This is a genomic window from Streptosporangium sp. NPDC050855 (genome assembly GCF_044456585.1).
Lineage (GTDB): Bacteria > Actinomycetota > Actinomycetes > Streptosporangiales > Streptosporangiaceae > Streptosporangium > Streptosporangium longisporum.
On record NZ_JBITFY010000002.1, the window covers coordinates 273492 to 293035 of the forward strand.

Annotated in this window: 18 protein-coding genes; 10 read left to right on the forward strand and 8 right to left on the reverse strand. The window is 73.6% G+C overall.

The annotated features are described in order from the left end of the window. Window position 1 precedes the first annotated feature (1 nt). The 5 genes from ACIBCT_RS06395 (at window position 2) to ACIBCT_RS06415 (ending at window position 6009) form a co-directional block, all read left to right on the forward strand. The gene (locus ACIBCT_RS06395; protein WP_399186344.1) at window positions 2-2287 is read left to right on the forward strand and encodes a N,N-dimethylformamidase beta subunit family domain-containing protein; all 2286 of its coding nucleotides are present in this window, start codon (window positions 2-4) and stop codon (window positions 2285-2287) included. A gap of 129 nt (window positions 2288-2416) precedes the next feature. Further along, the gene (locus ACIBCT_RS06400) at window positions 2417-3328 is read left to right on the forward strand and encodes a 6-phosphogluconolactonase (protein ID WP_399186345.1); all 912 of its coding nucleotides are present in this window, start codon (window positions 2417-2419) and stop codon (window positions 3326-3328) included. After that, window positions 3325-4275 carry a PfkB family carbohydrate kinase gene (locus ACIBCT_RS06405; protein ID WP_399186346.1) on the forward strand — a complete coding sequence of 317 codons (951 nt, stop codon included), beginning with the start codon at window positions 3325-3327 and terminating at the stop codon, window positions 4273-4275. Before ACIBCT_RS06400 ends, ACIBCT_RS06405 begins: the two co-directional genes overlap by 4 nt. Continuing rightward, window positions 4272-4997 carry a GntR family transcriptional regulator gene (locus ACIBCT_RS06410; RefSeq protein ID WP_399186347.1) on the forward strand — a complete coding sequence of 242 codons (726 nt, stop codon included), beginning with the start codon at window positions 4272-4274 and terminating at the stop codon, window positions 4995-4997. Before ACIBCT_RS06405 ends, ACIBCT_RS06410 begins: the two co-directional genes overlap by 4 nt. A gap of 43 nt (window positions 4998-5040) precedes the next feature. After that, window positions 5041-6009, forward strand: a complete 969-nt coding sequence (locus ACIBCT_RS06415) for a nucleoside hydrolase (protein WP_399186348.1) — start codon at window positions 5041-5043, stop codon at window positions 6007-6009. Here the strand turns inward: ACIBCT_RS06415 and ACIBCT_RS06420 are convergent. Genes ACIBCT_RS06420 through ACIBCT_RS06430 form a run of 3 tightly spaced genes read right to left on the reverse strand, consistent with a single transcriptional unit; the run spans window position 5996 to window position 7791 of the window. Continuing rightward, window positions 5996-6631 carry a response regulator transcription factor gene (locus ACIBCT_RS06420; protein ID WP_344894474.1) on the reverse strand — a complete coding sequence of 212 codons (636 nt, stop codon included), beginning with the start codon at window positions 6629-6631 and terminating at the stop codon, window positions 5996-5998. The two genes, ACIBCT_RS06415 and ACIBCT_RS06420, sit on opposite strands and share 14 nt — an antisense overlap. Next, the gene (locus ACIBCT_RS06425) at window positions 6628-7632 is read right to left on the reverse strand and encodes a sensor histidine kinase (protein ID WP_399186349.1); all 1005 of its coding nucleotides are present in this window, start codon (window positions 7630-7632) and stop codon (window positions 6628-6630) included. The genes ACIBCT_RS06420 and ACIBCT_RS06425 overlap by 4 nt, the downstream gene beginning before the upstream one ends. 21 nt (window positions 7633-7653) lie before the next feature. Then, entirely contained in the window at window positions 7654-7791 is a 138-nt protein-coding gene (locus ACIBCT_RS06430; protein WP_399186350.1) for a hypothetical protein, read from the reverse strand. A 129-nt stretch (window positions 7792-7920) separates the two neighbouring features. Between ACIBCT_RS06430 and ACIBCT_RS06435 the strand changes: the two genes are divergently transcribed. After that, the gene (locus ACIBCT_RS06435) at window positions 7921-8988 is read left to right on the forward strand and encodes a hypothetical protein (protein WP_399186351.1); all 1068 of its coding nucleotides are present in this window, start codon (window positions 7921-7923) and stop codon (window positions 8986-8988) included. Window positions 8989-9089: 101 nt separating this feature from the next. Here ACIBCT_RS06435 and ACIBCT_RS06440 read toward each other — a convergent pair whose 3' ends face one another. The 5 genes from ACIBCT_RS06440 to ACIBCT_RS06460 are packed head-to-tail and all read right to left on the reverse strand — an operon-like array spanning window position 9090 to window position 15603. Further along, on the reverse strand, window positions 9090-9611 hold the full coding sequence (locus ACIBCT_RS06440) for an NUDIX domain-containing protein (RefSeq protein ID WP_399186352.1): 522 nt from the start codon (window positions 9609-9611) through the stop codon (window positions 9090-9092). Next, on the reverse strand, window positions 9608-11386 hold the full coding sequence (locus tag ACIBCT_RS06445; RefSeq protein WP_399186353.1) for an ABC transporter ATP-binding protein: 1779 nt from the start codon (window positions 11384-11386) through the stop codon (window positions 9608-9610). The genes ACIBCT_RS06440 and ACIBCT_RS06445 overlap by 4 nt, the downstream gene beginning before the upstream one ends. Window positions 11387-11434: 48 nt before the next feature. Continuing rightward, window positions 11435-13195, reverse strand: coding sequence for an ABC transporter ATP-binding protein (locus ACIBCT_RS06450; protein WP_399186354.1), 1761 nt, complete (start codon window positions 13193-13195; stop codon window positions 11435-11437). A 37-nt stretch (window positions 13196-13232) separates the two neighbouring features. Further along, window positions 13233-14288: a Gfo/Idh/MocA family protein gene (locus ACIBCT_RS06455; RefSeq protein WP_399186355.1), complete on the reverse strand. Its 1056-nt coding sequence runs from the start codon at window positions 14286-14288 to the stop codon at window positions 13233-13235. Beyond that, window positions 14281-15603, reverse strand: coding sequence for an aminotransferase class III-fold pyridoxal phosphate-dependent enzyme (locus ACIBCT_RS06460; protein ID WP_399186356.1), 1323 nt, complete (start codon window positions 15601-15603; stop codon window positions 14281-14283). The genes ACIBCT_RS06455 and ACIBCT_RS06460 overlap by 8 nt, the downstream gene beginning before the upstream one ends. 175 nt (window positions 15604-15778) lie before the next feature. On the opposite strand from ACIBCT_RS06460, the gene ACIBCT_RS06465 reads away from it, so the two are divergent. The 4 genes from ACIBCT_RS06465 to ACIBCT_RS06480 all read left to right on the forward strand — a co-directional run bounded on the left by ACIBCT_RS06465 (window position 15779) and on the right by ACIBCT_RS06480 (window position 19540). Beyond that, a complete protein-coding gene (locus tag ACIBCT_RS06465; protein WP_399186357.1) occupies window positions 15779-16471 on the forward strand; it encodes a phosphoribosylaminoimidazolesuccinocarboxamide synthase in 693 nt (230 codons plus the stop codon). After that, the gene (locus tag ACIBCT_RS06470) at window positions 16458-17162 is read left to right on the forward strand and encodes an SDR family oxidoreductase (protein WP_399186358.1); all 705 of its coding nucleotides are present in this window, start codon (window positions 16458-16460) and stop codon (window positions 17160-17162) included. The genes ACIBCT_RS06465 and ACIBCT_RS06470 overlap by 14 nt, the downstream gene beginning before the upstream one ends. Before the next feature lie 31 nt (window positions 17163-17193). Continuing rightward, the gene (gene hisG / locus ACIBCT_RS06475; RefSeq protein WP_399186359.1) at window positions 17194-18084 is read left to right on the forward strand and encodes an ATP phosphoribosyltransferase; all 891 of its coding nucleotides are present in this window, start codon (window positions 17194-17196) and stop codon (window positions 18082-18084) included. 232 nt (window positions 18085-18316) lie between these two features. Continuing rightward, on the forward strand, window positions 18317-19540 hold the full coding sequence (locus ACIBCT_RS06480) for a CynX/NimT family MFS transporter (RefSeq protein ID WP_399186360.1): 1224 nt from the start codon (window positions 18317-18319) through the stop codon (window positions 19538-19540). The last annotated feature ends 4 nt before the right edge of the window (window positions 19541-19544 follow it).

A 19544-nucleotide genomic window follows, 5' to 3' on the forward strand; every position in this document is an offset into this window, starting at 1 on the left:
CATGGCAACGGAGCAGGAACCCCGCCTGATGGCGTACGCCGACAGCTGGTCGGTCCCCCCCGGACGGCAGGTGAGCGTGTACGCCTCCGGCGCGCCGGGGACCGTGGCCGTCGACCTCGTGGACCTCGTGGACCTCGTGGACGAGGCCGTCCTCACCCCGGCCACGCGGGTCGCCGTCGAGCCGCGGCGGATCAGGACCGGTTCCCACCTGGAGGCGACCTCCGTACCGGTGCCCGCCGACGGAGGGCTCGCGCTGTGGGTCCGTCCTCACCGTCTCGGCCCGCGCCAGGTCGTGGCGGATCTGAGCGCCGGGGACTGGCGGCTGCTCCTCGTCCTGGACGAGGAGGGCCGGCCCGAGGTGAGCGCCGGCACGCCCTCGGGCCGGGTACGGGCCCGCCTGCCCGGCCCCGTCCGGCGGGGGTCGTGGTCCCTGCTCGTGGCGGCCTGGGAGACGACGCCGTCCGGGACCGTCGTCCACCTGACCGTCGGCGACGACCCCGCGCGGGACGGATCGACACGGGACGAACCCGCCCGGGACGGATCGACACGGGGCGGGCTCGCGCGGGACGGATCGGCACACGACGGACCGACGCGGGACGGGTCGGTGAAGGACGGGCCGGTGGAGGACGGCGGCGTGACCGGGGTCGGTGCGCGCGGGGCGGCCCCGCCCCCGCCGCCCTCGCCGGCCACGGCCGGGGTCCTCCGGATCGGGGCCGGCCAGGACGGGGACGACCCCTATCTGGGGCGCGTCGCCCTGCCGCTGCTGACGCGCGGCCCGCTCACCGGGGCCGGTTGCGTACCCCTGCTCGGCCTGACCACGGCGTCCGGCCTGATCGAGCACACCGGGGCGGACCTCGTGGCCCTGTGGGACGTCTCGGCCGATCCGGGCGCCCCCCTGGTCCCCGACCTCAGCGGGAACGGCCGGCACGCGCGCGCCGTCAACAGGCCGCTCATGGGGCTGGTCGGCCCGGGGGCGGGCGCCGGGGAGACAGCCGCCCGCACCGCCGTCCAGTTCTCCCCCGAGGACCTGGACGACGCGGGCTGGCCGGAGACGTGCACGGTGACCGTCCCCGCCGACACGGCCTCCACCGTGCTCGGCATCCGGCTGCGCGGCCCGGGGCGGTCCTTCGTCGTCCCGCTGATCGTCCGCCCCGCGGAGACGCCACGGGAAACGGCGGACCGCCCGATCGCGGTGGTCCTGCCCACGTTCACCTACCTGGCCTACGCCAACCACCGCCAGTCCAGCGAGGCCGAGTACTTCGGGGACTACTCGCGGGTGACCGCCCGGCCCATCACGCTCTCCCCCACGGACGTCTACCTCAACGCCCACCGGGAGCTGGGACTGTCCCTGTACGACAGCAGGCGAGAGGGCGGTGCCGTCCACCACTCCTCCCGGCTCCGCCCGGTGCTGAACCACACCGCCGACTACCGCTGGTGGATGACGGGGGCTCCCCGGCACTTCTCCGCCGACATCCTGCTCCTGCGCTGGCTGCGGTCGGAGGGGTTCGCCTTCGACGTGCTGGCCGACGAGGACGTGCACGCGGGCGGGGCCGCGCTGCTGGCGGGCTACCGCGTCGTGCTGACCGGCAGCCACCCCGAGTACGTCAGCGCGCCCGAGCGCGACGCCGTCAGCGCGTACGTGTCCGGTGGCGGGCGGCTGATGTACCTCGGCGGGAACGGGTTCTACTGGGCGACCGGCGTCGATCCCCGCCACCCGCACGCCATCGAGGTCCGCCGCCGGGGCTCGGGCGACTGGTGGGACAACGAGCCGGGCGAGGACGTCCTCACCTCCACCGGGCAGCCCGGCGGGCTCTGGCGCCACCTGGGCCTGCCCCCGCAGGGACTGCTCGGCGTCGGCTTCGCAGCCCAGGGGTGGGGCCCGGCCCCCGGCTACACGCGCCTGCCCGACAGCCGCCTCGACGAGGCGGCCTGGGTCTTCGCCGGTGTCGAGACCGACACCGTGGGCCGCTACGGGCTGGCGCTCGGCGGCGCCGCCGGGGACGAGATCGACCGCGCCGCGCCGGAGCTGGGCACCCCGCCCGGCACCCTGGTGCTCGCGACGTCCGCGGGCGGGCACAGCCACCACTACCTGGCCGCGTCGGAGGACTCCTCGCCGGGCCAGGAGACCGTCCGTGCCGACATGACCCTGCGCCGGCTCGACGGCGGCGGCGCGGTGTTCTCCGTCGGATCCGTCAACTGGATCGCCAGCCTCGCCTGCCGCGACGGCGACATCAGGCGGATCACCCGAAACGTCCTGTCCCGGTTCCTGCTGCCCGACCCCCTGTGACGAGCCCCCCAGCGACCCCCGCGACCCCCGCGACCCCAGCGATCCCCGCGACCCCAGCGACCTCGGTGACCTCGGCGACCCCCGCGACCCTCGCGACACGGTCGACGAGTCCCCGCGACAAGGAGTGACATGCCCACCGCCGGCGCGCCGCGCGACGCCTACCCCTATCCCCGCACCTGCGGCGACCTCACCGACGAGCACCTGTCCATGCCCGTGGAGGACCTCGTCGCGATCGCCCGCCACCCCCTGACCGTGCACCCGGACACCACCGTCCTCTACCACCGGCTGGCCCGGGAGATGGCCGACGAGCTGCGGGAGAACAACCGGCGCGGGGAGCCCACCCGCTGGATCCTGCCCGTGGGTCCCAAGGCGCAGTACCCGATCCTCGCGCGCATCTGCAACGAGGAGCGCATCGGCTGGGGCGACGTGTTCGCCTTCCACATGGACGAGTTCCTCGACTGGCAGGGCCGGCCCGTGGACCCGTCCCACCCCTTCAGCTTCCGCGGCTACTGCGACCGCAACCTCTACCGGCTGCTCGACCCGGAACTGCGGCCCCACCCCGGGAACGTCGTCTACCCCGACGTGTTCGACCCCGACGCCTACGCCGAGCGCCTGCGGCGCGAGGGAGGGGCCGACACCTGTTTCGCGGGCTTCGGCTACCGGGGGCACCTGGCCTTCAACGAGCCGCCGGCGACCCGCTGGCACGACTACGGCGTCGAGGAGTTCGCCGCCTCCACCACGCGGATCGTCCCGCTGCTGGAGGACACGATCGTGGCCCACTCCCACCGGGTGACCGGCGGCTACACGCAGGCCATCCCGCGCATGGCCGTCACCCTGGGGATGGCGGAGATCCTCTCGGCCCGCAGGCTGCACCTCATCACCGACGGGGGCGCCTGGAAGCGCTACATCGTGCGGGTCCTGCTGCTGACCACCGAACCCGACGTGATGCTCCCGGTCACCCTCGCCCACCGCCACCCCGACGTGCGCGTCACCGTGGACGCCGGCAGCATCGCGCCCTGCGCGCTGGGCCTCGACGGATGACCGTGCTCGCCGTCGGCGCGTACACCCTGGACCTGTACATGTTCGGCGACCGCCTGCCGGCGACCGGGGAGAGCGTCGACGCCTTCGACTACGCCACCGCGCACGGCGGCAAGGCGGCGAACGTCGCGGTCGCGTCCGCCCGGCTGGGCGCCCCCACCCGCTTCGTCGGCTGCCTGGGGGACGACGCCGACGGGCCGGCGGCGCTGGCCGCGCTGCGGGCCGACGGCGTCGAGGTCGGCGACTGCGCCACGGCCGGCGGCACCGCGACCGGGCGCAGCTTCGTCTACGTCGACGGCGCCGGCCGGCAGATCGTCATGACGTGGCCGGGGGCGGCGAACCTGCTCCCGGCGTCCCGGGCCGCCGCCACGGCCGCGGGCCTGCCACCCGGCTCGGTGCTCGTGCTGCAGGGCGAGATCCCGGTGGAGACGTCGGCCGCGGCGGCGGCCGCGGCCCCGCCCGGGGTGCGCCTGGTGCTCAACCCCAGCCCGGCCGCGGCGTTCCTCGGCGGCACCGGGCGGGACCTGCTCGGCCGGGCCGACGTGCTGGTGCTCAACGAGGGCGAGCTGTCCGAGCTGTCCGTCCTGGCCGGGGGGACGCCGGGCGCTCGCGCCGGGCCGGTGGAGGGCCTGCGCTCCCGGACCAGGGGCCGTACCGTGATCGTCACCCGGGGGGAGCACGGCGCCGAGGTGGTCGACGATCACGGCACTATGCTGATCGGCGCACCCGTCGTGGACGCCGTGGACACGACCGGTGCGGGTGACGCCTTCACCGGTGCCCTGGCGGCCGCCCTGCGCGCCGGCGCGAGCCTGGCGCAGGGGGTCCGGCTCGGCTGCCGGGTGGCGGCGGTCTCGGTCACCCGCCGCTTCTGCGCTCCCAGCTACCCGTCCGCCTCGGAGCTCGGCGTCGCACCGTTCCACGGCCCGTACGGGCAGGAGAGACCCAGGTGACACGACGACAGCCCACCCTGGCGGTGCAGGTGCGCGACCGGATCCGGGCCCTGATCGTCGAGCAGGGGTTGCGCGCCGGGGACAGGCTGCCCTCGGAGAACGAGCTCATCGCCCTGTTCGACGTGGGCCGCACCAGCATCAGGGAGGCGCTCAAGCTCCTGGAGCAGGAGGGCCTCATCCAGGCGCGCCACGGCGACGGCCGCTACCTCACCTCCCAGCCCAGCCTGGACCGGCCGCTCACCCGCCTGGAGGGCGTGACGGAGATGCTGGCCAGCCGGGGGCACACCGCCGACAACACCGTCCTGGACGTCGCCGCGGCCGAGCCGAGCCGTCACCAGCGCGAGCTGCTGCAGCTGCCGCCCGGCGAGACCGTCGTGCGGCTGGAGCGCCTGCGCCGGCACCGCGACGACGCGCTGCTGTACTCGATCGACCTGTTCCCCCGCTCCCTGGTCGGCCGTCCCCTGGACGAGGTGGACTGGACCGGGTCGCTGTTCGGCCTGCTCACCGAGTACGGGCACGACATCGCCTACGCGGTCGCCCAGGTCCGGGCGGTCACCCTCGGCGAGGCGCAGGCCGGGCGCATCGGCGGCGCCGAGGCCGGTGGCGCCTGGCTGCTGCTGACCCAGACCCACCACGACAGCGCGGGACGGCCACTGCTGTACTCGCAGGACTACCACCGGGGGACCGACTTCTCCTTCCACCTGGTGAGGCGCCGTGACTGATCCCTCTCGGGGCGACGCGCCGGCGCCCCGGACGCGAGGTGCCATGACCGACCTCCCCCCGCGCCCCCGCCGGGTCCTGTTCGACCACGACGGCGCGCCGGACGACCTGCTCTCCCTTCTCCTGCTGACCCGGTACGGCCACGTCGACCTGCGCGGGGTCGCGGTGACCCCGGCCGACTGCCTGCCCGAGCCCGCCCTGTCGGTCACCCGCAAGATCCTCGACCTGACCGGCAGGGACGCGCCCACGGCCGTGGGCACGCTGCCCGGACGCAACCCCTTCCCGCTGGAGTGGCGCATCGACGCCCTGCGGGCGGACGCGCTGCCCGTGCTGAACCGGAAGGACCCGGACATCGGCCCCGCGGACGCGCTCCCGGCGCACGAACGGCTCGCCGTCTGGCTGGCGCGGGCCCCGGCCCCGGTCACCGTGCTCGCCACCGGCCCGCTGACCAACCTCGCCTGGTGCCTGGAGCACCACCCCGGGCTGGAGTCCCGTATCGAGGAGGTGGTGTTCATGGGCGGTGCCCTGGACGTCGCCGGCAACGTCCTGCGGCCGGACCACGACGGCAGCGCGGAGTGGAACGTCTTCTGGGACCCCGACGCCGTCAGGCGCGTCTTCGACTCGGCCGTGCCGGTCACGATGTTCCCGCTGGACGTGACCGACCGCGTGCCGGTGACCATGGACCTCGCCCGCGCGTTCGGGCGCGCCTACGGCGACCCCGTCGCCGACCTGGCCGGGTCACTGCTCGCGCTGACGTTCGGCACCCTGGAGACCACGGGCCTGGCCTACTGCTGCTGGGACAGCCTGACCACCTCCTACCTGGCCGAACCCGGTATCTGCGCGTTCGAGACCGTGCACTGCGACGTGATCACCCGGGGGGTGAGCCAGGGACGCGTCCTGCGGCGCGCCGGGGGCCGCGCCGTCAGGTGCGCCGTGACGGTCGACGCCGGCCGGTTCTACCGGCACCTCCTCGACACCCTGGCCTCGGACGGACGGCCGCCTACGGGCCGGTGACGGTGCCGGAGCTCCACGCCCAGGCGGCGATGCCGACCCGGTTGGCCACGGCGAGCTTGCGCTGGACGTTGGCGACGTGGGTCTTGACCGTGCCGGAGCCGATGAACAGCTCGGCGGCGATCTCGGCGTTGGTGCGGCCGTGGGCGACCAGGCGGGCAACCTCCAGCTCCCGCTCCGTCAGCGGCTCGGCGGGTCCGGGCGGCCCGGTGGACGTTCGGAGGTGGGCCAGCAGGCGGACGGTGACCTGGGGGCTGATCAGCGTGTCGCCGGCCATGGCCGCCCGGACGGCCTCGACGAGCAGGGCGGGGCCCGACCGCTTGAGCAGGAAACCGCAGGCGCCGTTGCGCAGCGCGGTGTGCACGTACTCGTCGAGGTCGAAGGTCGTCACGACGATCACGCGGGTCAGCCCGGCCAGCAGCCGGGTGACCTCCAGCCCGTCGAGCCTCGGCATGCGGATGTCGGCGAGCACCACGTCGGGCCGCAGACGCCGGGCCAGGTCGACGGCGCCGTGGCCGTCGGCGGCCTCTGCCACCACGCTCATGTCGGGCTGGGAGTCGAGCATGAGCCGGAAGCCGATCCGCACGTCCTCCTGGTCGTCGGCGATCAGGATCCGGGTGGTCATGCCGGCTCTCCTCGATCGGCGGTCGGGCGGCTCACGCGTGCTCCTGCGTGCCGGAGCCGCCGTGGCGGGTGAGCGGGCACGAGCGCCTCGACCCGCCAGCCGCCCGGTCCGGGTCCGGCCGACAGGGAACCGCCGAGCACCTCGACCCGCTCGGTGAGCCCGATCAGGCCAAAGCCTCCGCGGCGGGCCGCCTCCGAGACCCGCCCGGTGAGACCGGCCGGTCCGTGGCCCCCGCGACGGGCCGCCCGCGGGTGGCCGCCGTCGTCGACGACGCGCACGCGGACCGCCCCTCCCGCGAGGGTGACGGTGATCGCGACGGAGGTCGCCGCGGGGGCGTGACGGCGTACGTTGGTGAGCGCCTCGGTCACGACCCGGTAGACGGTGGCGGAGGTCTCCGGGGAGAGCCGCCGCTCCAGCCCGGGATCGACCGACAGGTCCACCCGTACCGACGGGGAGTAGCCGCCGGCGAGCCGCGCCAGGCCCTCGACCCCGGGCGGCGGTGCCGTCGCGCCCGATCCGGCCTCGCCGGCCTCGCCGGCCTCGTGGAGCATCCGGACGGTACGGTCCATGGCGGCCAGGGCCCGCTGCCCCGCCTCCTCGATACGCCGCAGCGCGTCGGCCACCTGCGGCGGGAGCTCCTGCGGCATGAGCCGGGCGGCCTGCGCCTGCACGAGGATCCCGCTCACGTCGTGGGCGACGAAGTCGTGCAGGTCTCGGGCGAGCACGAGCCGCTGCGTCCGCCTGGCCGCGGCCACCGCGCGGCGCCGGCCGTCGTCCAGCGTGCGGGCGTACAGGCCGGTGCCCGCCGCCGCGACCGCGAGCAGGGACCAGCTCGCGCAGGCCCCGGCGGCGAGCGCGATGTCGCCGGGCCAGAGCGTGCGCACGAGCATCAGCGCGACCGCGCTCCCGGCGAGGCCGGCCGAGACGACGGCCCGGGAGGCCGGCGCGCGCCTGGCGGCCATGAGCGTCAGCACGAGCAGGGGCGGTACCTCGATCAGCACCCAGGGGACGGTACCGCCGTGTCACTCGGCCAGCGGATACGCGACGGTGATCGCGATCGAGATCGCCCCGGCCGCCGCGGCGGGCCACGCCGGCGGCACGCGTGGCACGAACGCCACGATCATCATGGCGAGTGCCACGAACGCGGCGACCTGATCCATGGGCCGACCCTACGGGAACACCCGGCCGCGGCGGATCCACCGAAAGGCAGAGAGAACACGGCGCCCGCCGGACGAGATCCGCCAGACGGCGGATGGGCACGCCCCCCTCCGCCGCCCGACGCTTGAGCCATGGAAACGACCATGGACGACCGGAAGACGACCCCCCGATGGGCCCGATGGGCGGCGTACGCGGCGAGCGCGTGGTCGCTGGTCTACGGCGGGCTCGGGCTCCACTGGGCGTGGGGCGGCGCGGGTTTCCCCTTCGGCGAGGGCGATCTGCCCGGCGCCAGGGCGAAGTCGCTGCTGGGCGGCGTGACGGCCTCGGGCACCGCACCGGTGATCGCGGCGCTCGGGTTCGCGGGCGCGGTGCTCGCGCTGGTCATGGCCCGGGCACGGCCGCGCGGCGCCGCCCGCGCCGCAGTGCTCGCGACGGCCTGGTCCGTCGCACTGGCGCTCGTCGCCCTCATCCCCGACGCCCGGGTCATGACGGCGGTCGGGTACGCCCCGATCGTCCTGGCCGGGCTGCCGTTCGGCTGGCCGGACGGCGACTACCTCGGGGTCGCGCTGCCCTGGCCGGTGCTGAACCTGATCCTCTGCATGGCCGGAGGGCTGCTGTGGGCGGGCGCGGCGCTGGCCTTCCAGCGGCGCACCGGCGACTCCTGCGGCGGCTGCGGCCGTTCGGCGCGCGAAGGCGCCACCTGGACGACCCCCGCCTCGGCGGCCCGGTGGGGACGCCGGGCCGCCTACACGGCCTTCGTCGTCCCGCTGCTGTACGCCGCGGTCCGCTGGGCGTGGGTGCTGAACGTCCCCCTGCTGCTCCCGAAGGAGGAACTGCGCCAATTACACGAATCCGGCCTGGTGTGGGCGGGGGCGGGTCTGGCGACGTTCGCGGCGGCCGGCGGTGTGCTCACGCTCGGGCTGGTGCACCGCTGGGGCGAGGTCTGGCCCCGCTGGGTGGTCGGGCTTGCGGGCAGGCGCGTCCCGCCCGCCCTTCCGGTGACCCTCGCCTCGGCGGTCACGGCCGTACTGCTGGCGGCGGGCACCCAGATCGTGCGCGACACGGACTGGGGCGACCCGGCCGTCTGGCTGACCGACCCGACGACGTACTGGCCGGTCTGGGCGCTGTCCCTCGGCGCGGCGACGCTGGCCTACCACCTGCGCAGGCGGGGCCGGTGCCGCCACTGCGGCCTGGTCTGACCCGGCCTCGACGGGGGCGGCCGGTACGGCGTCCGGGGAACGCCGTACCGGCCGCCCATGGAAGGCGCGCACGGGCGGCGGGGCAGGCCCCCGGGCCGGGATCACGAGGGGGGCGCCGGGTCGCCGGCCGGCCGTCCGGCCAGGGCGCGCAGGGCGAGGTCGATCATGCCGGAGTCGGTGGAGGACGCCGCCAGGACGCGCAGCGCGGTCTCGTCCAGCCAGCGCGCCTCGACGAACTTCTCCCGCTCGATCGTGGGCCGGGTCAGGTCGCCCTCGACCGTGGCGAGCACGTCGATCTCACGCCTGCGCTCGCCGTCGCCGCCGTCCCAGTCGAAGACGTCCACCATGCCGTCCACCCGGACCAGCCGCCATCCCGTCTCCTCCTCGATCTCCCTGGCCAGTGCCGCGCACAGCGTCTCGCCCTCCTCGACGTGCCCCCCGACGATGTCCCAGCAGCCGGGGAAGAGCCGTACGTGGGGGGCCCGGCGCTGCAGGAACACCTCGCCGCGCGGGTTGACCAGGACCGCGCCCACCACGCACCGCACGCCCGCGCCGGCGGCCTCGCGGTGGATCCGCTCGAACTCCGGCGGGTGCGGGGCACAGCCGCCGTTCCGCGCGCTCATGCCGGCCTCTGGTGGGCGTAGTAGGTCGCGTACAGCTCGGAGAACGGGCCGTCGCGGCTCAGCAGCTCGTCGAAGCCGCCGTCCTCGACGATCGTGCCCTCCCGCATGACCAGGATGCGGTCGGCCCGCCGGATCGTGGCGAGCCGGTGGGCGATCACCAGCACGGTCCGGTCGGTGAACAGCCGGGACAGCGCGTTCTGGATGCCCCTCTCGGTCAGCGGGTCGACGCTGGCCGTCGGCTCGTCCAGGATGACGATGTCCGGCTCCCGCAGGAACATCCGGGCCAGCGCGATGAGCTGCCGCTGCCCGACCGAGACGCCCTGGCCTCCCGCGGCCAGGTGGTCGTGCAGGGACATCGGCATGCTGCGCGACCACACCCGGCGCCCGATCCTGTCGACGGCGCGTTCGACGTCGGCGTGGTCGGCGTCCGGCCTGCCGTAGGCGATGTTCTCGGCGAGCGTCCCCGCGAAGATGAACGGGTGCTGCGGGACGACGCCGACGCGCCGCCGGTAGGAGCGCAGGTCGAGCGAGCGGATGTCATGGCCGTCGACGAGCAGTTCGCCCTCCTGGAAGTCGTAGGCGCGGGCGATCACCTTGGCCAGGGTGGACTTGCCGCCGCCGGTGTTCCCGACGACGGCCACGGTCTGCCGCGCGGCGATCCGCAGGTCCAGGCCGCGGAACACGACCGATCCGGGCCCGTACGCGAACGTCAGGCCGCGCGCCTCGATGTCGCCCCGCAGCTCAGTCACCGGCTCGTTCCCGTGCTGGACGACGGCGTGCTCGCTGTCGATCAGCGCGAACACCCGTTCGGCCGCGGCGAGGCCCTGCTGGAACAGGCTCCAGAAGGACGCCGCCTGGGTGACCGGCTGCCAGAGCATGCCGAGCGCCTGCAGGGCGAAGTACCACTCGCCCGGCGAGAGCCTGCCGAGCACCGCGAAACGCCCGCCCTGGTAGAGCACGACGGCCGTCGCCAGCCCGGCCAGCAGCGTCAGGACCGGCAGGATGAGCGTGTAGATGAGGCCCTGCCTGACGTAGACCGCGTACGACAGCCGGTTGACCTCGTCGAAGTCGCGGTACACCGTCCGCTCCCGGCCGAAGCCCTTGGCGACCGAGATGCCCAGCATCGACTCGTGCACGTTGGCGTTGACCCTGGCCATCACCCGCCGGGTGGCGGCCGCGGCGGTCCTGGCGATCCTGCGGAAGGCCAGCGCGGTGCCGAGCAGCAGCGGCAGCGCCGCGAGGATGATCAGGCCGAGGTCGACGTCGATCCAGAACACCACGCCGCCGAGCAGCAGTACCAGGAACAGCTGGCTGAGCAGGTTCAGGGTGAGGGTCATGACCGAGCTGAAGCCCTCGGTGTCGCCGGTGACCCGGCTGAGCACCTTCCCGACCGAGTTCCGGTCGTGGAACGCGATGTCCTTGGCGAGCGCGGCGTCGGCGGCGTCGCACTGCAGCCGGTACACCACGTCGCCGACCAGGCGGGCGGTGATGGCCTGGCGCGCCCAGTTCATCGCCCAGGCCACCACCGCGGCCGCGACCACGAACAGGCTCAGCCGCAGTCCCAGCCCGGCCCCGGCCGCGACCTGGTCGATCACCTGGGAGATGACGATCGGCACGGCCGCGGTCAGCAGGGCCGCCCCCACCACGAGGGCGGCCGAGCCGAGCATGGCGCCGCGCCGTTCCCGCAGGTAGTGCAGGATGCGGCCGAGCAGGCGGCGGTTGCCGTAGACGCGGTCGTAGTCGTCGGCGTGCAGGCCCGCGAACAGGTCGCTCACCGCGGCCGCCGATCCGCCGGCGCCGGTGGGGCCGATGCGGCCCGGACGTCATTCACTGTAGATCTCCTGGTACAGCGCGCAGCGCGCGATCAGCTCTTCGTGCGTTCCCTGGTCGACGACCCGCCCGGCGTCCAGTAGCAGGATCAGGTCGGCGCGCCGGATCTGGCCGGGGCGGTGCGAGACCAGGATCGTGGTACGGCCGGTGGCCGCGCGTTCGATCGCCTCGGTGATGGCCGTCTCGGTCCGCGCGTCGACCGCGCTGGTCGCGTCGTCGAGGGTGAGGATGCGGGGGTCGGTGAGCAGCGCCCTGGCGATGGCCAGCCGCTGCCGTTGCCCGCCGGACAGCGTGGTCCCCCCCTCGTTGAGGACCGTGTCGTAGCCGTGCTCCATCGCCCGGACGAACTCGTCGGCGCACGCCTGCTTGGCGGCGCGCACGACGTCCTCGTCGTCGGCCCCGTCCGGCGAGCCGAACGCGATGTTGTCCAGCACGCTCTTGGAGAACAGGAAGGTCTCCTGGTCCACCTGGCCGATCTGGCGGCGGAGCGCGCCCGGTTCCCACTCGCGCACGTCCCGGCCGTCGATGAGCACCCGGCCCTCGGTGGCGTCGTACATCCGGTTGACCAGTTTGACGAGCATGCTCTTGCCGCTGCCGGTGGGCCCGACGACGGCCAGGGTGCGGCCCGCGGGCACGTGGAAGGAGACGTCGCGCAGGATGTCCCTCCCGTCGTGGCGCAGGTGGACGCCCTCGAAGGTGACGGCACCCCGCAGCGTCGCGGTCGTCCCCGCGGTGTCCTCCCGCTCGCCCGGGTCGCCCTCGGTGATCTGCCGCATCCGGGAGGCGGCGACGAAGCCCTCCTGGATGATCGGCACGGCCTGCTCGGACATGGTGACCGGCTGGGCGAACAGCACCAGCCAGCCCAGGTAGGTCACGACCTGGGCGAGGGTCAGCCCGCCCTGGGCGTACAGGTGCAGGGAGTGCAGGGCGCCGATCGCCATCGCGAGCGCGAAGCTGAGCGCGGGCAGGTAGACGGCCTGCGCCCTGCCCCGCCTGACGAAGGCGTCCCGGTAGGCGGCGGCGGCCCGGGTGAACGCGCGCCGCTCGTGGTCCTCCTGGGTGAAGGCCTTGACCGTGGCGATGCCGCCGAGGGTGGTGGAGAAACGCTCGTTGAGGTCGGCGAAGGTCTCCCGGGCGCGCAGGGTCAGCGGGTGCAGCCGCCGTACGTGGCGGTGCAGCGCGTACCCGAACACCACGATCATCACGCCGGGGGCCAGCAGCAGCCAGGGGTGCAGCGAGGCGATGAACAGGATCGGGACCAGCAGGGCCAGCAGGCCGTTGAAGGCGGTGGAGACGCCGGGGCTGAGCATGTAGTCGACGAGCCTGGCGTCGTTGATGGCGCGGGCCAGGATGTCGCCGATGCGCTGCTGGTCGTGGAAGGACAGACGTTTGGCGAGCAGGCCGCGGTACAGCTCGTCGCGCGCGTCCCGCTTGACCCGCTGGGCGATGATCTCCATCGACCCGTTGAACAGCAGGTCGGCGGCGAACCGGCCGGCCGCGAGCAGGCCGATCGCGACCGCCGCGGCCCCGACCACGCCGAGGTCGGGGTCGGGGCCGGTGGCCGCGGCGAACGCCGCGCCGATCTGGACGGGGACGAGGGTGGAGCAGAGGTTCGCCGCCACCGCCGTGACGGCGAACACCGCCAGCAGCGTCCGGTGCCGTCCCAGGTGGCCGAAGATCCACCCCCGCACGCCCGAGGACGCGGCCGGCCCGCCGAGGGCGGGTTCTCCCTCCGGTCGCGTCCCCTCAGCCATCGGTTCCCCCGCCGGTCGCGGTGGTTGTCGTGGTCACCTAGCCGACCCGGAGCGGGTCCGCGAGGACTCCGACGCCGTTCCCGCCGGTGGCGTACAGCTCGTCCATCGTCCGGTCGCACAGCACCGACGCGGCGAGCGCGTCGGCGACCGACGGCACGTCCTGCGCGGCGGCCGAGCCGTCGGCGGGGCTCCCGGCCACCCTGGCGCGGCACGCGGTGACGAAGGCCTCCAGCTCGGGCCCGAAGCCGCTGCGCCCCCAGCCGTGGTCGAGGTTGCGCATGCTGTGCAACTCCTGGCCGAACGGCACGCCGTCGGACAGCTCCAGGGTCACCCGCTCCAGGGACGGTGCGCTGTAGCGGCTGCCGTCCATGCCCTGCACGGCGACGCCCACGATGAAGCGCTTGACGTGGTTGCCCATCCGCAACGTCGTCAGGGAGCCGTCGTGGTGACGCAGCACGAGGTTGACCTGGAAGCGGTCGGTGCCGTCGAGGATGGCGTGCGCGATCACCTGGACGACCGGTGAGGGCGTGAACCAGCGGGCCAGGTCCAGCGCGTGCACCCCGTTGTGGCGGATCCACGCCTCCAGGGTCGTGTCCACCCCCCACTGCGGTGCCGACGGGTGGCGGCTGTAGAAGTCGATGGTCACCGAGCAGGGGGTCTTGCGGGCGCCCGCGCTCAGCTCGTGCAGCCGCTGGAGAGTCTCGGTGTAGCGGAAGTTGAAGCCCACCTGGACGTGGCGGCCGGTGAGGCGTACCACCTGGTCCAGGTCCTGGAGCGCGGGGGTGGACGGCCCGGCCGGCTTCTCCACGAAGCAGTCGACTCCCGCCTCCACCAGGTGCCGGGTGAGCCGGTAGGACGGCTCGGGCGGGACGGCCAGCAGCGCCGCGTCCACGGTCCCGGCGTCGAGCCCGTCGACGGAGTCGGCCAGGACCGGCGCGCCGGTCAGGGCCTGCATCTCCTCGGCCATGGACAGGTCGGGGTCGACGCAGGCGACGACGCGGTGACCGCGGATGCGCTGCAGGAAGGGGAAGAGGTTCTGCTGCATCTGCCTGCCGCAGCCGATCAGGGCGAGGCGTACGACCGGCTCAGCCACGGCCGGCTCCGGTGGAGGTGCTCCACTGCTCGAAGGCCTGGCGCGCCCGGTCGTGCAGGTCGCTCCAGTCGATGTCGCGGTGCGCGAGGCTCACGAAGGAGGGGTGTCCCTCGAGCAGCAGGATGCCGGCGCCGGTGAGGGCGCCGAGCAGCGCCTCGCGCCGGTCCTTGTCACCGAGCAGCCCGTCGTCGTGGTAGACCAGTTCGAACATCCCGCCGCCCAGCACCGGGCGGGCACCGACCAGGGAGCCCACCCCGGCCTCCGTGGCGGCCGCGGACAGGACGGACGCCACCTGCGTGCCGATCCTGCCGACCTCGGCCCAGCCGTCCGGGGACTCCCCGACGGGCTTCTCCAGGATGTCGCGGGTGGCCAGCGCGGCGTACACGGCGATCATCTCCTTGGAGAAGGTGCCGCTGAGCCGGGCCCGCTCGGCGTGGGCGAGCAGCTCGGCACTGCCGACCAGGATGCTCAGCGGTGCCCCGTTGGCCAGCGCCTTGCCGATCACGACCAGGTCGGAGCCGATGGCGTTGTCGTGGTCGTAGCCGAGCGGCGAGATCCGTCCCCCGGTCTTGGTCTCGTCGAAGACCGTGAGCATGCCGGCCTCGCGGCACATCGCGACGGCCCGCCGCAGCACCTCGGGCGTGGTGAACGACGCGAGATAGGCGTCGAACACGAAACACCCTAAACGGTCCCGGTACCGCTCCAGCAGTTCGGAAAGCGTTTCCAGGCGCAGGTCGACCCAGTTCACCGCGGGTTCAGAGTCGCCGATGCCCCGCATGGCGTCGGTGTACTTGAGCCTTTCCCTGAGTGGCGAGTGAAGGGGCTCGTGCCATTTCAAGGAATTGGCGATCTGCGCGTCGTGCCAGCCGACGTAACCGCTCCGCACGATGCCGAGCCGGCCCGTCTGCATCGCGGCCAGCCGGAAGGCCGCGGTGACGGCCTCGGAGGCGGTCTTGAAGAACGCTCCGCGATCTTCAGGCCGATTTCCGAGAAGCCGTTCCAGATACTCCTGGTGGAAGGTCGTATATCCCGGCATCATGACGCCGTTGTCCAGGTGACCGCGCACGATCTCGTTGAAAAGGTCATCGGCGTGGCCGATTATCACTGGTCCGTAACCCATGACGAAGTCGATGTACGTCATGCCGTTCGCGTCCCGCACCTCACCCCCCCTACCCTGGGAGAACAAGAGCTGGCGCCCCTCGGACTTGAACTTACGCGTGATCTTCGAGTGGGCTATCCGCTCGTTTTGGGACAAGGATCCTCCCGGTGGTGCGCTATCCGATCCCGTACTTAATCTCAAGGACCGTACAGTCACGTCGTAAGGGCGTCAACCATCCTTAATTCTCGGCTTTTCGGCATCTTGACAGTCCCGCACAACGCATATCAAGGTGTGTGAGGCCATTAAAGACGGGCCGGCCGACACGAACTGCGAACGCCGATATGGAGGCGATGTGGATTACGGGTCGAGAGAGGGAATTCCGGTCCTCGACGTGGCCAGGACGACCGAGCCGGATATCGTCGGGCGAAGCAAGCGCCTATGGCTTCTTCCCGGTGGGCGCTGCCTCGTGCAGATAATCCCCAGCCTGCGTAGTTTCACGTACCAGCGTGACGAAATGGTGGAGCGCACCGGCCCGCTCCGCCTCGATTTCTACGAGAAGGCCGCGGCCCGTCTCGTGGCCGCGGGCGTGCCGTGCGCCTTCAGGGAGCGGGTCTCCGCCGACCACTACCTCGCCGACTACTGTCCGGCCCCGCCCTTCGAGGTCATCGTGAAGAACAGGGCCACCGGGTCGACCACCCGCAAGTACCCGGGCCTGTTCGAGGACGGCGCCCCGCTGCCGCGGCCGGTCGTGAAGTTCGACTACCGGGTCGATCCCGAGGACCAGCCGATCGGCGAGGACTACCTCAGGGCCCTGGGGCTGCCGGTCGAGGAGATGCGCGAACGCTCCCTCGCCGTCAACGACGTGCTGCGGTCCTGGCTGCACCCGGTCGAGGTGTGGGACTTCTGCCTGATATTCGGGCAGACCGAGGACGGCGAGCTGACCGTCATCTCCGAGATCTCCCAGGACTGCATGCGGCTGCGGCACGAGGACGGCTCCCCCCTGGACAAGGACCTGTTCCGCAAGGGCGTCGGCGGGGACGAGATCGTGAACCAGTGGAGTCGCATCCTCGATGTCATCTCCTGAGGCCCGGGTCGCCCTGGTCACCGGCACCAACCGCGGCAGCGGGCTGGCCATCGCCGAGGACCTGCGCGACCGCGGCTACCGCGTCTTCTCCCTGAACCGCTCACCGGCGGGACGGGACGGGTCCGGCGAGCACCGGTGCGACCTGGCCGACCCCGCGCAGATCAGGAGCGCGGTCGGCCGGGTGCTCCAGGAGGCGGGACGTCTCGACGTGTGCGTGTCCAACGCGGTCGACCGGGTGCTCGACCCCATAGCCGACCTGGACGAGGCCGACTGGGACCGGCTGGTCGCGGTCAACCTCAGCGCGGGCTTCCACCTGCTCAAGGCCGTCCTGCCCGCGCTGCGGGCGAGCCGGGGCCTGTTCGTCGCGATGGGCAGCCACGCCGCCACCCGCTTCTTCGAGGGCGGCGCCGCCTACAGCGCCACCAAGGCCGGGCTGAAGGCGCTGGTCGAGACGCTCCTGCTGGAGGAGCGGCGCAACGGGGTCCGCGCCTGCCTGGTGTCCCCGGGCGCCATCGCCAACCTGGACGGCGACGGGTCGCCGCACAAGATGAGCACCCGCTCGGTCGCCCGCTGCGTGGGCGCCATCGTCGACTCCTGGCCCAAGGACCTCGTGGTGGGGGAGATCGAGATACGCCCCGCCGGCCTGCCCGAGCCGCCCGTCATCGGGATCGACCGGTTGCTGCACGTGTGACCGGCCACAGGGGAACCGTGAAGGAGCAGTCATGATCTCCCTCGCACTGCCGAAGGGGTCGCTGGAGCGGCGGGCCCTGGAGCTCTTCGCGGCCGCCGGGCTCGACGTGCGGCGCTCCTCGGAGCGCTCCTACCGCGGCACGATCGACTACGCCGGGATGACGCGGGTGGCGTTCTACAAGCCGCGCGAGATCCCGTCGGTGGTCGGGAGCGGGTCGTTCGACCTGGGGCTGACCGGGGCCGACTGGGTGGAGGAGACCGGCGCCGTGGTCGAGGTGGTGGAGTCCTTCGACTACTCCCGGCACTCCGAGAGGCCCTGGCGGCTGGTGCTCGCGGTGCCGTCCGGCCACCCCGCCACCGGGGTGGCGGACCTCGGCGACGGCGTCCGCGTGGCCACCGAGTACCCCAACATCGGCCGCCGCTTCCTCCGGGACGCCGGGGTCGGGGCCGAGGTGATCGTCTCCTACGGCGCGACCGAGGCCAAGATCCCGGAACTGGCCGACGCGATGGTGGACGTGGTGGAGACCGGCCGTTCGCTCCGGCAGAACGACCTGCGGATCATCGAGACCATCCGGACCTGCGGCGCGCAGCTGATCGCCAACCCGGCGGCCTACGCGGAGAAGGACAAGCGCGCCGTGATCCGGAACGTCGCCCGGCTGCTGCGGGCCGCCTGGGTCGGCCCCGCCCACGTCCTGCTGACGGTACGCGCGCGCGCCGAGGACCTGCCGGGGGTGGCCCTCGCCATGCCCGGACGGTCATGGCGCGCCGGGTCGGGCCTGTCGGACGAGGACGTGGTCGTCCTGCAGGGGGTGCTGCCGAGAAAAGACGTCCCGGAGACGATCGACGTCCTGCTGTCGGCGGGGGCCGTCGACGTCACCGAATCGGACATCGGCATCCTCGCCTCGAACACGCCGCGGGCATGACGCCTCCGGCGGGCGAACCCGGGCGGACACCGCCACCGGGACGAGAGTGATCGAATCTGGGAAAGTCCCCGGAACGACGCGCCCGCGCCTGATTGGGTGGAGGCCGGGCGGCCACCCGGGACACCGGCCGCCCTCGGAGACCCCCGCGGCCACCCGGGACGCGGGCCGCCCTCGGAGACCCCCGCCCGGCCGGTCCGCCCGGCCGTCGCGACATCGCGCGAAGGAGAGTTTCATGGACCGCCGGCCGATGCCAGGCACCTCGGAGCCGGACGAGGAACTGCGGCGGCCCTCGCCGTGGGGGACGATCGCCGTCGTCTACCTCGGCGGGGTCGTCGCGGCGATGGGCCTGGGCAAGTTCGCCTCGGTCGGGCCGGAGGTCGCGGACCGGCTGTCGCTGTCGCTGTCGCAGCTGGGCTGGGTGATCTCGGCGGTCGTCGGGGTGGGGGCCGTCGCGGGCCTGCCCGCCGGGTACCTGATCCGCCGGTTCGGCACGGAGAGGTCACTGGTCACCGGCCTGGTCCTGATCGCGGCAGCGAGCGCGGCGAGCGTCCTGGCGGGCGACTTCCCCTGGCTGCTGGCCGCCCGGGGCGTCGAGGGCGTCGGGTACGTGTTGGTCACGATCTCGTGCCCGGCGCTGATCATCCATCTGGCCAGGGAGAGGGACCGTGGAGCGGCCATGTCGCTGTGGGCCACGTTCGTCCCGGTGGGCATCGGGGCGAGCACGCTGGCCGGCGGGGCGGCCGGTTCCGCGCTGGGCTGGCGGGGCTGGATCGGGCTGATCGCCGGCCTGACGCTCGCTATGGCGCTGGCCGCGTGGGCGCGGCTGCCGCGCGGGCCGGGCCGGCAGGCGGCGGCCGGGTCCGTCCCCCGGGCGGGGGCGCTGGCCTGGCCGGCCGTGCTCGCCGTCTCCTTCTGCCTGAACGTCCTGGTGACCATCCCGGTGATCGTGCTCCTGCCCACGCTCCTCATCGAGGAGTACGGCCGCTCGGCCGCCGCCGCGGGCGCCGTGACCTCGGCGATCTCGCTGCTCGGGGTGCTCGGCGGGCTGGCCGTGGGGGTGCTGCTCCGCCGGGGCGCGCCGGTCGGCCTGCTGGCGCTGGCCGGGCTCCTCGTCGTACCGGCGGCCTGGCTCGTGTACGGCGGCAGCGGTTCGCAGGCCGCCGCGCTGGCCGGGGCGGGGGTGATCTCCGTCGCGAACGGGTTCCTGGCGGCCCTCGTCTTCGCCGCCCTCCCCCTGGTGCTGAAGAACCTCGCCGACGCCGACGTCGGCAACGGCGTGGTCGCCCAGGCGGGCAGCGTCGGATCGCTGCTCGGCCCCCCGATGTTCGGCCTGGTGGCCGGTGGGCTCGGCTTCCAGGCCCTGGTGCCGGTCATCGCCGCCGGGACGCTGGGCGCCGTCGGGGCGTTGCTGCTGGCCGGCGGACGGGCGTCCCGGTCCCGGCCGTCCACCGGCTGACTCC